Origin of the sequence: Pseudomonas sp. NPDC088429, from assembly GCF_044753305.1 — a bacterium.
Classification (GTDB): Bacteria; Pseudomonadota; Gammaproteobacteria; order Pseudomonadales; family Pseudomonadaceae; genus Aquipseudomonas; species Aquipseudomonas rustica.
In genome coordinates this window covers 1-17059 of record NZ_JBIVMX010000038.1, presented here as the reverse complement: position 1 = coordinate 17059, position 17059 = coordinate 1, and the positions used below count along the sequence as shown (strand labels likewise).

Below are 17059 nucleotides of genomic sequence, written 5' to 3'. Positions count from 1 at the left end.
TGCTGTTCAGATCAAACGACTTACACCTGGAAATTCTCATTGCCGCAGTCGGGTGCGGTGCAATGCTAAGTACGGTAGGTGCAGTGAATTGACCCAACGCAGCTTCATTCCAGATACAACTCCAAGACGTAGCAGATCCAGTCCCGCCAATGCAGGCGCGATCACTAGCACACCCTGATCATCAAAGCTGATCAAAAAGCGGTCAAACAAGGCATCCAAATTGGCGCTGAGCAGAAAGCCGTTGAATACATCCAATCGCTCGGCATCCGATACACATTCTGCCCAAGGCTTCGCGTGACTGGCACGCAACACCTCAAGGATGGCAACACCTGTCACCGCACACGCGCCGCCCCAGTAGTTCAGCATTGCATCACGAAACTTATTTTGCCCAACGCGTTGGCGCACCAAACGCTCGACTTCAGTGCCGGCAATGCCTGGAGGTAACTCCGCCAGCTCAGCAGCCACCGCCTGTTGGTAGTCGGTAGCGGCCTGACTGGGCAGCGCTCGGGAGAGGCTGGCCGCGCGGCGCAATAAGGCTGCCAGTGCGGCCTCGGTGGTTAACATAAACCTAGCAGACTCCACACCTGCCAGAGGAAAGCTGCGCTGCAATTCCGGTAGCAATGTTGGAGACATCGCCTGAAAACTCACCTGATAAACACCATTCTCCAAGATAACCAACACACGAGTGGGATGGCATGCCGAAGCCAAGGTCACACCATTCCCGTCCGAGACCAGGACATGCTCGAAACCATAGTCGTTGCCGGTTTTTTCGATGAGGGTCCGTTGCAGCGGGTTCATTCTGGAATTCCTGATGAATAATCAATACGGTTCCATTCAATTGCCCGCTTACGCCAGTGTGTATCGATTGCCTGGGTGAAGTCGGGCCGGACCAGCTTGGCGCGAGCTTCACACCAGTCCGGCGATTCACGGCGAATCACCACCCCTTCCAACGCACCTGACCGATAACGGCTGGGTGTGGTGGCTACAAGCTGTATCAGGGAGGGAACAGTGATCTTGCCATAAAGCACCGACGGCACCGTGACCAAACCGGCCACTCGTGCCAGTGCATTGCGGCGCGGCGTACTCCAAAAGCGGCCTGCTGCACGGTCATACACATCAAACAAGAGGAACCAATCCGGCAGCGCCACATAGTCCAGTGAGTGTCGGGCTGCGCACCATTCCCCAAACAGTATTAAATCCGATGTCATTGCGGTGCTCAGGGTCGCGCTGTGCTTGGCCAACCAAGCTGGCAAACGAGCAAATTGGCCAGCGTGGGGTTCTGCTAGATACTGACCCCGGTTCTGCGCGCGCAGTTGCCCGTCGGGAGCAAGCGATAGGCCCAGGTTCGCGCCATCGAGCTTTTCTTCCACCATTACCTCGCCCGCTAGCATTGCCGTCACCTCATTGGATGACAGAACCTTGTCGTCGCGTGGAGTGCTTTGGCCCAGCCAAGCGATGTGCGGGGTATGGGGGAAGCGGAAGAAATCGGCAGTCATCCGGCGGCTACTCGCGCGTTGTACCAGTCATCAGGTAACAGACGCTGAAAACGAAGACCAATACCCATCAGCTGTGCCTCAGCAATGAACCAGTCTGTTTCTGCACCATAAGCAATGGGTGGTACCTGGTCGAAAAGAACCTGCGCGGCTAACGCGCACGCGACCCATTTGCGATCTTCTCGATCTGTAACCAACACTTCGTGGGCATGCTCAAGCACGGCAATGTGCTCACCGTTGGCCTCAAGCGAATTGATGGGCACATACTCCACCAGATTTTTATCCAGCTTATTTTGTAAAACCTGCATGCCGTATTCCTGACCGTGCATGTTGAAAGGCATGTTTCGTTCGTACTCATCCCGCACTAATCCCTCTTCATCGAGAACAATGCGGCGATCCGACTGGTCAAAGCCAGCAAGCCACTCGTAAATCATTTCGCGCAGCTCAATCTCCTGCGGCATGGCACGCACAGCATGATTCGAGAGTTCATGCACTGCGCTCGATGCCAGCATCACATTGGTATCAACCAGATACATTGGCAATCCTCGCCCTCAATTCCTTTGCGTGCTGAATGGCCAATGCAGTTTGCTCACGGGTCTCGCCCAACGCATCGCCAAAGAAGGCGTCTGGCCAGTTTTTCACGCGACCGAATTCGTCCAGCTCCAGTGACCGCATGCGCGCCGATTTACCCTGCCGTTCAACGAAATACATCGCCGCGTCCTTGGGCGTTATCTGCTGTTTGGCGATCAGCGTTTGCATGCGTCGGAATAGATGCTCTGAGTGAGTCTCGACGATGAACTGAACATTTCTCTCTTTGCTCACCTGTGCCAGCAACTCGGCCAACTTGCGTTGCGCCAGCGGATGCAAATGGCTTTCTGGCTCTTCGACTATGACGATATGGCCAGGCTGAGCAAACAGGGCCGCGACGATGACGGGGATGACCTGCGAAACACCCACGCCAACGTCTCTGAGGTTGCTGGCCTGGCCCTCGTTTTCGATTATCAACTCATAGCGTGCAGAACCGCCCAATGTGCGGATGGCAAGACCATCAGCCAAATTCATCTCTTTCAGCCAATAAATCGTTTTCTCGAATAGTTGCGCGTCGGCAGGCAATGCTTGTTTGCGCTTGAGGGCAGACTGGCGCGCTACGCCGCTAGCGATCAAGACATCAACCGCCTTGGCCCCATCGTCGCCGATGTGTGCAGGCATACGGCCAGCCCACACATAGTCGCGTTGCGCCAAGCGTCGTACCGGGCCTAGGTAAATGATGCGGCCAAGCTCATCCAGCAGGGCTGGACCAATCGGCTTGATCAAGTCCGCCTGCACACCCAGCTTGTTAAGCGCTGCCGCTGAAAAAGCAAATGAACGCTCCGGCCGAAAATCTGCACTTTGGCCCAAAGCCTTAGCCTGCGTAGCCAAGCTCAGGCGGTATATGCCTGGCTTGCGACGCTGCACGCTAAAGCCTTGCCCGTCTTTCCCCACACGCAGAAACTCCAGTTCGGCACTACCGGCCGGCCCTTTTTTGTAACGCGCAGAAAACAGGCTCGAGTTCTCTGCCTGACCATGCTCGCTCCAGCGAAACTCAATACCCACCTGCGTTCCGGAAGTGCTTTCATTGGCGGCGCCATGATGGCAGAGCACGTCCTTGAACTGCCCTAGCGTGACCGAATCGTCGGCATCGGGATTGCCCAGATTGAGGTCCAGATTAGGATCGTCGCCCTTTACCGTTTGCCGGATCAGCAGCAGGCTCTGAATGAGGCTAGATTTGCCGGAAGAGTTGGTGCCGAGAAGCAAAGTAATTGGTGCAAGGCGGATGGGCCCCGTGCTGCGCCAGATCTTGAAATTTTCCAGTTTCAGGTGCGTCAGCATCAGTGCAACTCCCCTGATTCAAGTCGATCCCATGCTTCCAGCACCAACCGCTTGGTGCGGTACTCGCCAAACTCTTTCTGCTCCCTATTCTTAAGCACGCGGAAGGTTTCCGAGGGGTAGTCCTCACCCATGATGTCGGCTGGGGCGAGAATGTAGCGCAGCTCGTCGCGGGTGAGACCATAAAGTTTGGCGTAGTAAGCGTCCAACTCGGCACGCAGGATGGCGCGGCGTTCGAGATCGAATGTGAAGGTTGGACCTTCATAGCCCAAGTCTTTTGCCCAATGTTCGAGGTCGTGAGCAGTATAGGTGAGCTCTAATACTCGCTTACTTATAAAGTTCAAATCAGCACTCTCATAACTCTTTGGAGCCAATATCGGAAACTGCTTCAGATAACCATACGTAAGATGCAGACCACCAACTTTCTGACGCGCAACGTAGTCGAGGACCATCGTATTTAAATTTGCCAACAGTGCAGAAATTAATTGATCGCTACAATTGCTAAATATAACAGGCATCGTGTGCCCAACACCCGAATATGGCAAAACAGTCGATATAACCGTCCGTTCACTGATTGCTGACGTAATATCCTTAAATCCAATAAACCACTTTTTCCCCCAAGAACCGTTCACGCGCTCTTTTACATCAACAATCCGAACATAATAAAAAGGCGCTACTGAAAAATCAGGGTTTTGATATGCATAAATCGGGGTTTCAGGAAGAACCCGAAAACCTCTGTCATCAACTCGCGATTCGTACGAGCCAGCTCGATGATCATACTGTTTGATCATTTTGGCTTCGTACAACGGAAGTAGTCCCTCGCCAGGGGCGTCGGAAAACAGATGGCTGTCATTTGCCATGTCCAGCATGCGCATAAAGCTGATGCCCCATGGGTTGCCGTCAGGTCGATTGTCATCAATCAACACCGGGGCTGCACGGTAGAGCTTTTGGGTCAGCAATGCATCACGCTCGCTGCGGAACACCGGACAGGTGAGCGTGTTGGGGTTAATTAGCCGGAATTCGTCGGGGGTAAGAGTAAATCGGCGACGTGGGTCATGAATCTGACTTGGCTGACGTGCAAAAAAAACAAATTCGGCTTGATCCGACTTGCCGAGGGTAAGCATGCAAAAGCGGAACGAATGGTGAACCGAAGGAAAAATAAATTCCTCATTCTCGAACGCCTGCAAACGCACCAACAGTGCATTTTGTGTCAGGTATGAGAAGTAAGCCTTGGTACTGTCATCGGTGGCAATACCGGTGGGCACGAGGAAACCAGCGCGACCCGCTACGTGGGTAATCTGGCTGATGGTCTCGGCAAACAGTGCGTAAGTATTTACATCGCCCACGCCGGTAAGTGGATAACGCCCGCCATCGCCACCCTTCACATGCGCAAAAACGCTGGCGGCTTCTGCCGTGCGGCGGGCACTGATGAATTCAGCGTATAAGCGCTGTTCGGCCTCGCATACTTGCGGGGCATGCTCCATTTGCGAAAATAGGTGTTTGGCCAGCATGCCTTCGGCTAGCCACTGGATGCGCTGGCTGCGCTCAGCCTTGTTTTTGGCTTGCGCCACATCACGGTGGCGAGTGGCGAAGAATTCTTCTTCCTGCAGCTTGATGCGCTCCCACGGCGGGTTACCCAATACACAATCAAAACCGCCAACGGCGAACACTTGTGGAAAAGCCAAAGGCCAGTGCAGTACGCGGGCTTCAACACATGCAGCCTGGGCTGCGGCCAATGCGCCCCGTTGTTGCGTTGGCAGTGAATCGCCTAGCAAGGTGAGGTAGAGCGTGGCACTGGTGGGAATATCGTCTTGCGATGCAGCGAGTTTAGGTAGCAGATAGGCGCCCACCAGCAAATCGGCGGCGTACGCCAGGCGGCTGGTTTTTGCTTGTTCCAGGAACGCCCGGTAGGCGGCCTCCTTGGTGGCGATCTGCCGGGTGGTGTTTTCCGGCAGAGCTTCGAGCGCTTGCAATTGGCTCAGACCACTGCCAGTGGCGCTGGCGACATCGAGCTGGCCGAAGGCGCTGGCATTGCGCTTCTTATCCAAGTCTTTGAGCGCGGTGGCGTTAGTCTTGGCGAGTTGCTTGCACACTTCCTTGTCATCGCCAGAGAGCGGCTTGAAAGCGTCTTTGGCAATGCCCAACTCCAGCACCTTTAGATCGGTGAGCCCCAGCAGTGCATCACCCACCTGCATGTGGTGGTCGAGAAAGCCCAGCGGCCTTCCCTGTTCATAGCCTTCCAGCCACAAGGCGGTGCGGGCCAGCTCAATGGCCATGGGGTTACGATCCACGCCGAAAATGCAACGGCTCACCACTTCACGCAGGGCGTGTCGAAAGTCCTGTTCGGTTTGCTCGCCATCGGTGGCGCGCAGCTGGGCGAGCTTTTCGGCCAAACGGCGAGCGGCCGCGAGCAGAAAGTGACCGCTGCCGCAAGCTGGATCGATCACACGGATGGCAAGCAGCGCTTCAATAGGCGATTCGGGCTGCGCGGCCAGACGCTGCTCAATGACCGGATCAAGCGCAGACGCGATCAGCTCCTGAACCAGCGAGTCTGGCGTGTAGTAGCTACCACTAATTTTGCGGGCGTTACCGGCAGTACTACCCTCACTGGTCAAGCCGACAAACCCGAATTTACGCGCGGGCAGGTCGATCTCTGGCACTAGTTCGAGCAGGCTTTCGTAGACGCTGCCTAGCTCTTCGGGGCCCATGTTGCGGTAGTCTACAGGGGCGAGTACGCCCTTGTGGCTGGCCCAACGCAGATTTTGCATGGCGGCGAGTAGATGCGCATTATCCAAATTAGCGGCATCCAGCGCCGGGCATTGGTCGACGGCAAACAAGCCACCGAGAGCGGGCAATGCCAAACGTGGTTCGCCTTCGCTCAAGCCCTTGAAGACAATGCGTAACGCTTGCCAGTGGTCATCAAAGCGGTTGCGAGCGCGGCGTTTGAGGCACCGCTCGCGCAAGCGAGCAACGGCATACCCCTCAGCATAGGCGCGGCGCGCGACTTGGGCGGTTTTGCTTTCATCCTTGTCGTGCAATAGTCCGCGCTCTTCGACGCTAAACAGGAAAATCAACCGGTATATCAAGCGCAGCAGTTGCTGGAAATAGGCATCCTTGCTGAGCTCGCCGTTGTGCAAGGCGTTGCGCAAGGCATTATTTGCCGGGTGTTGCACAAAACCTTCCCCTAATATCAGTAGTGCATCGGTCACGCCCAGACGTAGGCCGTTGCGTACACGGGTGCCTTCCTCCTGCCCGGCGGCACGCCAGCGCTCCCAGATGTATTCGGCGGGTTCGCCGGTCGCACGGCTGGCATGCAGTAGTCGCCAAACATTGGCGAACTCTGCGTAACGCTGACCACCGAGCAAGTCTTGCAGGTCGATCTCAAGGAAGCTTGGACGCGTAAGCGTGGCTGCATCGCGCAGTAGACGCAATTGTTTGCCGTTACAAACTATCGCCCACAAGTGGTCAGGGCTCGCGTTAAGCAGTTCTTGCGCCAGCATGAAGGCCGATTTTTTACGAGCGCCAGAACCTGCTATGGCAAATCGTGCATCGGGCTCATGCAATTCCCGCGTGTGTGGCGCTATCACCACCGGCACATGGCCTGCCAACAGGCTGACGGGGTAGCGCCGCTCGCCCAGCGTGATGCCAGAGCAAGCCTGTACGGGGTAACCGAATACATCGCGCAACAGCTCTTGTACAAACGTGTGGGTGAGGGCTGCTGCATCCACATCGGCCCGTTCGAGCTGGGTGGTAAAGTGCTTCCACTGGGCATTAGCGATCTGGAAAGCACGACTGTAGTCGTCTTGGAGCTTGAGCCCCTTAGGGGTGCCGTAGTCGGCTTCTGTTTGCCACTTGGCGCTGCCGAGTGCAGCTTTTTCCAATTGATCCGGCAAAAACAAGCCGCCCTCCAGCGTAAGCGTGGGCAGGTTGAGCACGGTTTGGGTTTTATGCAGCTTTCTCATATTTCTATCTCTGGTAACTGCCCGTTACAGTGCATCAGGCAGCAGCACATACACGCCCATTACATCCACAGGTAGGCAGGCACTGACGCTGTACTGGCCAACATCGCGCGCTGCCTCACGCACGCGCTGATGGTCGGCCAGCAGGCTTTGGGCGCGTTGTTCGGCCAGCGCTTGCAGTTTCTGCGGATGTGCGGCGATAAAGTCCAGCGCAGTACGGATTTCGCGCTGCATGGCGTCCACCGGTAGGTTGCCGGTGGGCGTACATTCCAGCAGCCGCGCCACACTCTCACCTTGCAGCCATTGCGGATTGCTGCGACCAGCTACGGCCAGAGCCACAGTTTCTTCGGCCATCATCTGGAACGGTTCACGACGGCGCACATAGCCCAACTGATGGCGCAAACGCAGCAGGTAAACGGTAGTAACCACCTCCACAGCATCGGTGACTGTCGCGGAGCAGCGTGCAGCAATGCCTGATTCACCGGCAAGACTGGTCTCTAGCAGGTATTCAGCCAACACACTGACGAGGGGGTGGCTACGGTGCAGTTCGTTGAAGTTCAGCAGCAGGGGTTTGATGATACCTTCATCGGCCAGGCGCTGGCGCAACGCTTCGGGTAGATGCTGTGGCAGAAAGCGAAACTGCTGTTTACGCGCCGGCTCCAGAGGGGCATTGAGACGGGTGCAGGCGCTGTGTACAAAGCGTTGTACATCGGCCTGGGTACCGAGCGCTTCTTGTTGCTTTAGCCATTCAGGTAGCACCTCATCAGGGCGGATACGGCGCTGGGCAAATACAGTACGGTTTGCCTTGGCTTTTTCCAGTGCGTCCTGCCATTGGGCTTGGAGTGGCTGCAGTTCTACATTGGCCTCTGCAAACATGTCTGGGGTGTAGGGTACTGACGCATCTGACCGGCGCATCAACGCAGCTTTGACCAGCGCCTGATTGATGCGAGCTTCGTCTTCTGGCATGGGAACCAGCACACCTAGCTCTTTCTGGATGGTTTCGCCTTTGCGTAGAATCACGTTCAGCACAAAGCCATCAACGGGGTTGTCTTGGCCCCACAGCATAGTGCAGCGCACCTCTGCAGCCTGCTGGCCAAAACGATCTACGCGGCCTTCGCGCTGCTCATGACGGGTGGGGTTCCAAGCCAAATCATAGTGAACCACCGCCGTGAACAGATGCTGAAGATTGATACCTTCGGACAAGCAGTCCGTGGCAACCAGAATGCGCGGTTCGCCTTCTTCCATGGCGTCAACACGCTCACGCCGCTCTTCCGGGGTGTATTCACCGGTGACGGACTCGACCGTGGCCTTGGGAAAGGCTTTGCTCAGGTGTTCCGCTACGTAGTGGGCCGTGGCTATATAACGGCAGAACACCACGGTGTGGTAGCCGTCCTTCACCAGTTCCTCGACATGCCGGATGAGCGCGGCCAACTTAGGGTCACCTGCCTTCCCGGAGAGACGTTCGGCCTCTTGGATCAAGCCTTGCAAGCGGCTTGCCTCTTCCAGCTGCGCGGGCGGTTCCAGGTCGCTGCTGTCGAGGTTATCGGCCTTTCCATCATGCAGGCGCTCGTCGGTTAACAGGTTCTCCACTTCGACACTACCCTCCAGCCGGGTGGTCAGTGCTTTGACAGCGGCGGCGGGTGATGAAGCGACGCAACGCAACAACGCGAGCGTGGCATACCAGATCAGTCGGCCACGGCCTTCACCCTGCTGCTCGATAGTTTCGGCCAACTCGCGGCAATAGTCCTGAACCGAATCAAAAAACGCGCCCCAATCCCCACTGAGTTGGTAAGTGACTTCGGTCTTCATGCGACGCGGAAAGCCACGGCCATCGCAGGTCTCCATTTGCCATTCGGCGATATCCTTCCGGCGGCGTTGGACGAAATGTCGTGCCAACTCCTGACGTAAAGGGTCGCTGGCCGAAGAGCGATTCTGCAAGGCAATAAAGCGCGGATCGAGTAATGACAGAAGATTGTAAAACGCGGTTTCGTCACCCGAATGCGGTGTGGCAGAGAGCATAATCAGGTGACGATCTTCGTCTTTCACCAAGCGCTGCAACAGTTCAAAGCGCAATTGCTTGCCCACGCCGCTGCTGGCGCAGGTGTGTGCTTCGTCAACAATTACGCACTCGGGTGCAATCGCTAGAAAGTGATCGCGATGGCGCTCGCTCTTAATGTAATCCAGGCTCACTACCACCACGGGGTAATGATCGAACAAACTGACGCCATGGGGAATGTCGCGTTCAATACGCGCGGCCGATGCTGAGGTCAGCGCGATAGCATGCAAATTGAAGCGTGTTTCCAGCTCGCTTTGCCATTGTTCCACCAAGTGCGGCGGACACAGCACCGCCAGGCGGGCAATCTCACCACGATCCATTAGCTCACGGGCAATCAAACCGGCCTCGATGGTTTTACCTACACCGACGTCATCGGCAATCAACAGGCGCACCGTTGTCAGGCGAAGAGCCATCAACAATGGCACTAGTTGATAGCCACGTGGCTCAACGGCGATATTTCCGAACGAGCGAAACGGGCCGCCGCCAGCACGCAACTTTAGGCGCAAGGCATCTCGCAGCAACAGTGCTGCCGCGTGGTTGCCAGCTTGCTCTGCTTGTGGCCATGGGAAGATGGCAGGCTCAACTGGCTGAAGTTCAAGCTCGGGAATAAGTGCGATAGTATCGTCGTCCGAGCCACCGAGCGGGCGCAAGCGCAGCCATTCACGGCGGGATTCGCTTTGCACAACCCATTCGCGCCCACGGGCACGAACCAGGTTCCCGGGCATGAAATCGTGTTCAAGCTGGGTCATTGTGTTCTCTCATATTTGCCGAACACATCGGGATGAGCAGCAAACTGCGCGTTCCATTGCGATGGGTCGGAGAAGTTCAGTACTTGCCAGCCTTTGTCGGCCAATAAGGCTGCAGTGGCAGCATCAATGTCATCAAGGAACACCAAAGCGCGGGCCGATTTGTATTGGCCTGCGGCTACCACAGCTCCCTGATTGACGGACACTTGCACGGCATCTGGTTGACGCAGGTCTGCGGCGGCCAAGGCTTGCCGCCATTGGTTGAAGCGATCATCGATTGGCACGCTTGGAGATACGGGCGATTGGTGTTGTCTGGGTTTGACTTCGGCATTGGCTAGCGCCACCAGCACCTTGAGCGCATCATCATTGCGGCGGTTGATGTTTTCGTGGTCGGGCTGATTAAAATAGGACAGCAGGCATTGGTAGCATCCTGCTTCGCAGATACGATTACCAAGCGTATTGGTTTGCTCCAGCGCGGGCAGGTCTTCAAGTTTCCACGGACCTTCCGGCGTATTGTGATGCAGTAATTTGAGTGCATTACTGGCGACCTGTGCCAGGCTGGCTGGGTCGCTAGCAATGCGGGTTAGCACCCCAGCGCCGCCTTCAGCTGCTTCATAAAACATCAACGCACGACGTTCATCAGCTCTGGGCAAAGGTTCGGCCACGAGCTCGGACTCTTCAATCTGGAAGGTCATCTCGATGCCGCGTTTGAGTGCCGCCTGTAAGGTCGCCATGGCCTCGATTGACAAGGCATGCGCGGGCGCGAGAATCAGCAGGTTGCGATGGTCCTCGACGAAGGGAACGATGCGCTGGTTAGGTGCTTTGTCGAGCAGCGCCTCATCCTTACCGTCTTCTTCATTGCCGCCTGGTTCGTCCTGCTTGCTCCAGGTGCCGGTGATGGGGTTTATGTAAAAGCCCAGTTGCTCTTTGTTCTTGCGCCTGCGCCAGCCACGATTGATGCGCCACAAGCGAGCGGCTGGCGCATAGGTTAACTCGGCCAGAGCCTCCTCGCCGCGCCTGACCTCGACTTTACGCTGCTGGATGACTCCATCCGGCCCAGGCAAGAATCGGTAGGTGGTTTGCAACTCAAAACCTTGGCGCTGACGATCTTCATCATTGATGGAGATTCGTTCGACAGCGACCGTTTCTACGGTTTCAATGCGGTACAGCTCGCGCACCCAGTCATGTTCAGTCAACAGAGCGTCGCAGTTCTCACAGCGATTGACCAAAGGCTGCGCGCCGTTGATGTCACCCAAATGACCATAACCACATTGGCTGCAGACCAGCGAAGAGATAGTAGCAAGCTGGCTGTTGCCGGAGATATGATCGGCAGATCCCACATTAAGCTTAGCGCGTACCACACGATACATGCGCCCCTGGTGATAGATTAGGCTACGCGGGCCAAATTCCGACAAGGCCAGAAAACGCGGACGACTGACCATGCTGCCCTCGTCATCTTTACCGTTTCCGGCGCCCCCCCCGCGCGCGGGAATCCATGCCATCAAAGGTAGGCGTGGGAAGTTGTAGCCCGGCAGGAAACCCTGGCTGGCCAGATAACGGTAAGTGTAGAAGTCCGAGTTCTGGGTGTTACCGTTCTTGAGCAACACGGCATATTGTCGAGCCGCATCACCATAGCGGCGCTGTGCATTCTGGCGCTCACTGTGCGACGCGGTATGGCTTTTGACGATCTGGTCGGCCATGTTCATTTGTGTTCGCGTGGCATCGAACAAGACGCGCCAGCGTTCAAGGGCATTGGAGAATGCCTGAGGCGCCCCCTCAATCACCTTCTGCACATAGTCCGCTGAAAACCAGTCGCTGCCCGAGAGCTCCTGGTGCAACTGCGCAATAACGCGAGCTGCACTGGCCTGGGCACGCTGTGTGACTGCCGGATCATTTAGTGCATCGTGGTAGGACTTGATCAGCGGTTTTCCCGGTCGGTCAAGGTCGAGCATCGGAGCGATGCTGACATCGAGTGCAATGTGGGCGTTTGCCAGCCAGACCGCCTGCAAATGGCTCTCGATCAGATCTCGATTGGCCAGATCTAGCGTAGGTGCGCGGACGATGCCATGCACCATTTCATTGGCATGATGGAAAAACCACTGATCATGCGGGCTCAACGAGGCGCAATAGGTGATCACCAGGGCTTGTTGACCAGATCGACCGGCACGCCCACTGCGCTGGGCATAATTGGCTGGGGTTGGCGGAACATTGCGCAGATACACGGTATTCAGTGATGAAATGTCGACACCCAGCTCCATGGTGGGCGAGCAGAACATGATTGGCAGACGCTCCAGCGGAGCTTCGTGCGCGGGGTTGTCGGCCCAGTCCTTGCGGTCCTTGTCCGTGTAGCGGAAACGTTGCTCCAGTAATTGACGGCGTCCAGCATCCACCTGAGCGGTATGTTCCTGCGCTTCAAAATCGAACAGCGGATGGCTCGTTTGGCGCAACAAATCCGCGATGTTCAGATACAGCGCACGGAAGAACTGATTGGAGCGCGAGTCCCCCGCCTGCAAAAAATCTTCTGGCAAACACCAATCCAACGCCGCGGCATTTAGGCGCCAACCTATTAGCTTTTGATCAATCGAATGCTTCTGGACATAGCCGTAGAGCGCAGCCGCTTGTAGGAGCGCCTCCACCAGTTCGACCCACTCTGGGTCTTTCCAGCTTGTGACTTGACCGGCGAAGGCAGTTTCTTTCCAGAAGGAAGCGGTTTTGATGTCGCGAAGCAGGCGTGAACGAGGCCCGCCTGTCACTAGATCTGTTCTAGGTTTGCCCCGGTATTCCGGCCGCTTACCGAGAATCAGGTATTTGGCGGTTTCCAACAACTCGTCAGGCGCAAAAGCCCAACGCTCATTGAGATAAGCGAAGGCGCTGGTTCGGGCCTTGTCTTGCTCGACCGGATCGAGATAGCGAGTCTCCAGGCACAACCCGCGACGCATCGTGTCAAAAAGAAGCCGACACAAACTTGCCCGGTGTGCGGCATTCAATTGCCCCAACGCACCACTTTTACCAAACGCAGCAGTATCGGAACAAAATTCATCCAGACCGCGATAACTAATCATCAGCAAACCCAGTTGATCCAGGTTTGGGTTATTGAATCGCCAGCCACGCCGCAGATCGCGTAGCAAACGGTAACCGATGATGTAGCGCAGGCTGCGCTGAGCTTCCTGTCGAGCAAGGCCCATGAGCTTGGGGGTGCGTAGATATTCGACCAGCGTAGCTTCGTCCAACCGATCAAAGCCGAGCGCCTTGAACACTGCATCAGCCAACTGCTCTTCACTTAGCTCCCCGTTACTGTTCTGCAGAGCGCCAATAAGACCTGCGCGCAAGGTCAGCAAAAAAACGAAGTCGTTGAAGTGGCCGGCCTGTAACGCTGCGTCCTGGCGGTTGTCGGTAAAGCCAAGCAATTTGCGCGGATCAGGTTGGCCGCTTGCAGGCTCTGTATCGTTGAAGAGTTGGCGTAGTGCAGTCAGAGTCAGAATCGTTGTGGCAGAGGATCGCCCTTCACCTGAAAGACTGGCCAAACGGTTGATGTCTTTGCCATGTGCTTCATGCAATTGACCACATTTCAGACAGAAGCGAAACTTTCCTGGGATATACCAGAACGATTCGCCATAGCCCTCGTTTCCTTGTACATCAATGCTGACACTATAAGGTACGGCCCTTTTGTAATTTTGTTTGATCTTGGGTGTATCGCGGCTCAAATCCAGCCAGGTCTCAGGCAGGTCTTCAATATCACCTCGATAGGGCATATTGGAAGTTGCAGGGCATAGAAATCCGTAAAAGACGTCTTCGTTATCGTCTGCCGTAATATCATCGATTTCGCGCGGGGTGTAGCTCGTGGGTGCCCGCTTAGACTGCCAAACCGGCAGATACTCTTGACCGCAATCCCGGCAAAAGTGCACAGGATAGAGTTGAGCGCCTTCCTCCTGACGACCTGGCGCGAAACGCTGCGCATCTAAAGTGATATGACGAACACTTTGTGCTTCAAGAGTAGCAAGTACCTTTCCAGGACCGCTGATGAACTGGTGAAGTTTGAACGCGAATGGCGGCCGCCCCTGCGGGGTTTTAACTTCATGTGCCGCCAACAGAAAGCGCTGCAAACCATTGCGCGCCACATCGATCGCACAACCCGCATCGTTCGCCAGTTGTTCACTGGCTGCTTGGATTGTCATCGGCTTTGCCCGACGCGGCGGCTCGTTGTCAGGCAGTTCAATGCCGAGACGTAATTCGACCCAGATCGACAGCGGATCAACCCGAAACGCGTCAAAGTTTTTCCAAGAAAACTCAGAGCGAGCTACCATATCCGCTAAATCAGACTTCACAGCCGCGACATCTTTTAGCGGATCGGTCACGCGCTCCAACGTTTCTCCGATAATGTCCTGCTCGCTTATGCGCGCTCCAAAAATCTTGCTGGCAACCTCGGACACAGTTTTGTTTCGATCCGCCAAGCTTCCAGTGCTAGACATCGTGGCGGATGTGCCGATGCAAACAAGTTCATCCGCCTGCAGGCGCTCACGCAAACGGCGCACCAGTAAGGCCACATCAGCCCCCTGGCGCCCACGGTAGGTGTGAAGCTCGTCTAGGATCAAAAATTCCAGCCCCTGACAGTGATCGACCACCCGCCGATCTACCGCGTCGAAGCGTGTAAGGATCAGTTCCAGCATCATGAAGTTGGTAAGTAGTATATCTGGCGGATTACCTGCAATAGCGTCACGCGCTGCTTTTGACTCTTGCCCTGTATAACGGGCAACCGTGAAGGGTTGTTGTCCATCCGGATAGCCATGAAGAAATTTGTCGAGCTCTTCGAGCTGGCTGTTCGCCAAGGCATTCATCGGGTAGATAACGATGGCGCGGGTGCGTGCAGCTTTTTCCTGGTCTTTGGCTTTCAAAATTCGATCAATGACCGGAATGAAGAAAGACAGCGATTTGCCGGAACCAGTGCCGGTTGTAACGACATAGCTTTGCTTGGCCTGGCCCTTGGCGAGTGCTTGCAACTGATGGGCATAGAGATGCAATGGATGGGGATTCCCTTCCGCTTTTCCAACCTGAAAAAGATTGGCACAGGCATCGTGAAGTATCCCCTCTGCCACAAGCTGCTGCACTGAACCTTTGCGCTGATAGTTCGGATTGATCTGTACGAGGGGCTCTGGCCAGTAACGCCCATCCGCATACTGCCGCTCCACCTCATCCCTGATGTCTTGCGCAGCGATTCGGGAAAAGCTTCGTGAAAACGAGCTGTATTCGCTGATGAGCTGATCGCGAAAGCCAAATACGTTATTCATTGATACTGTCCTTCCCGTGGGGAGCGTAGCCGGGTGCTAGTACGGCATTCTTGACGCCATACAACGCCAGGTAGTCCTTCAGCCAAAGCCTGTACTCATCGCCTTGCAAGCTGTGGTCAGGCGAGGCATCGACACTCCAACGCAGCAGCATGTAACCAGCGATTGCAGCGCGAACGCGTATTCGTATCGAACCTTCCTGCATCCCGTAGTCCATCCGGATGATCTCGGGACAGCTCAAGCGCGGGTGAGGTACCAAATCCAGCTCCACGATCCGAGTCCACTGGATATCGTTGTCCGGGCGTTCGTTCGCTTTAGGTTCTTCGTTGAGCAGCTTGGGGGCTTCAATCCGCGTCACGAAAAAGTCACGGAACTCACCGCTCTTGCGGTCAAAGGCGCGAATGTGCAAGCGCACTCCGGTGTCTACAAGCGCAAAGGGCACGATCACCCGCTCGGACTCTCCACTGCTCATTGAGTGATACCGGATAGCTACAGGTCGCTTGGCATGAATAGCCCGACAGATTGGAGCTAAGACGTCCAATCGCGGGTTGCCCAAGACAGTGGGTGATTCACACGGTAGCATCGACTGTAATTCGCCGCTCAAACCACCACCCCCCCAAGAGATCGACGACAGCACACGCTGAGGGGCGTGCTCAAAGATCGGTACGAAGCCCCTGGCGATCCGATAAATCTTGCTACTGCCGTCGAACTCGATGTTTTGCGGGGCTATCTCTCGATAGAGGGCCAGATCCCGGGTTGCGCCCGCTGGAGCCACCCCAAAGCGGCCTGCCAAATCGGGACGACCGATCTCTCCCATGAAATAGAGCCGAAAGTCGATGTAGGCGAGCCGCTCCCGCTGGGCGTAGCTCAGGCTCTCAACAAGCTGGGAATGCATGGTCAGACGCCCCTCATCCACGAAAAACGACAATAAGACCGGAATTGGAATTTTGATTGTTCATTGTTAAACAGGTAATGTCATCAATATGATGACATGATGCCTTTCTATATGGATTATCACAAGCTAATGCTAAGCGCTCTACAGTTGTATAGAGAGGTGGCCCTGAACTCGATTGCGTATTCACCACGCTCGAAATTTGCGAAATGTGTCCACAACGAGTAGATACACCGCGTGGGTAATCTGCGAACTGAGCGAAACCAGATGGTCGCCAGTGATTCAGATACTCTGGAAATAAACCACTATCAGTAGCTAGTCACTCGATCTGCACGGTCACCCGTAACACTGCTTCGGAAGATTCCCGACAGAGCTCAATTCGTTCCGAACTGCAAAAACCACCCATTGCGTCTAACCGTCAAGCTACGCAACGCGCGCATGGGGGGACAAATGGGGGGACAAGAACAAAAAGCTAAACGACACCTAGTAAAACAAGGCACAACAGCAATAATAACGCCGCCCACAAGCCGGCTTTTTAATGCCTGCCAGAAAGACACTCACCTGTTAATTCCCTCGCTGCTAGCTCACTTCGGCCTGTCAGGTTGCGGCGCGCTGGGTGGCGGCTGTCCATTGTCTTGTTAAAAACTCTTTCGGTGACTTTCCTGTGGGCAAAACAAAACCCCAACTGCTTTCGCAATTGGGGTTTCGAAATTTAATCTTGACGATGACCTACTCTCACATGGGGAAACCCCACACTACCATCGG

8 protein-coding genes are annotated in these 17059 nt (G+C 55.5%); all 8 read right to left on the bottom strand.

Going from position 1 to position 17059, the window contains the following annotated elements:
• Positions 1–36: 36 nt before the first annotated feature.
• Genes ACIP66_RS18445 through ACIP66_RS18410 form a run of 8 tightly spaced genes read right to left on the bottom strand, consistent with a single transcriptional unit; the run spans position 37 to position 16297 of the window.
• On the bottom strand, positions 37–798 hold the full coding sequence (locus ACIP66_RS18445; RefSeq protein ID WP_400649754.1) for an HNH endonuclease: 762 nt from the start codon (positions 796–798) through the stop codon (positions 37–39).
• Positions 795–1496 (bottom strand): RNA ligase family protein, encoded by a 702-nt coding sequence (locus tag ACIP66_RS18440; RefSeq protein WP_395600580.1) that lies wholly within the window; start codon positions 1494–1496, stop codon positions 795–797. The genes ACIP66_RS18445 and ACIP66_RS18440 overlap by 4 nt, the downstream gene beginning before the upstream one ends.
• Positions 1493–2029, bottom strand: coding sequence for a hypothetical protein (locus tag ACIP66_RS18435; RefSeq protein ID WP_400649751.1), 537 nt, complete (start codon positions 2027–2029; stop codon positions 1493–1495). Before ACIP66_RS18435 ends, ACIP66_RS18440 begins: the two co-directional genes overlap by 4 nt.
• A complete protein-coding gene (locus tag ACIP66_RS18430) occupies positions 2016–3362 on the bottom strand; it encodes a DUF3696 domain-containing protein (RefSeq protein ID WP_400649749.1) in 1347 nt (448 codons plus the stop codon). Before ACIP66_RS18430 ends, ACIP66_RS18435 begins: the two co-directional genes overlap by 14 nt.
• Complete coding sequence (locus ACIP66_RS18425; protein ID WP_400649746.1) at positions 3362–7321, bottom strand: Eco57I restriction-modification methylase domain-containing protein; 3960 nt, start codon at positions 7319–7321, stop codon at positions 3362–3364. The genes ACIP66_RS18430 and ACIP66_RS18425 overlap by 1 nt, the downstream gene beginning before the upstream one ends.
• A 24-nt stretch (positions 7322–7345) precedes the next feature.
• The gene (locus ACIP66_RS18420) at positions 7346–10123 is read right to left on the bottom strand and encodes a helicase-related protein (protein ID WP_400649744.1); all 2778 of its coding nucleotides are present in this window, start codon (positions 10121–10123) and stop codon (positions 7346–7348) included.
• On the bottom strand, positions 10120–15405 hold the full coding sequence (locus ACIP66_RS18415) for a DEAD/DEAH box helicase (RefSeq protein ID WP_400649741.1): 5286 nt from the start codon (positions 15403–15405) through the stop codon (positions 10120–10122). Before ACIP66_RS18415 ends, ACIP66_RS18420 begins: the two co-directional genes overlap by 4 nt.
• Entirely contained in the window at positions 15398–16297 is a 900-nt protein-coding gene (locus ACIP66_RS18410; protein WP_400649738.1) for a helix-turn-helix transcriptional regulator, read from the bottom strand. Before ACIP66_RS18410 ends, ACIP66_RS18415 begins: the two co-directional genes overlap by 8 nt.
• Positions 16298–17059: the final 762 nt, after the last annotated feature.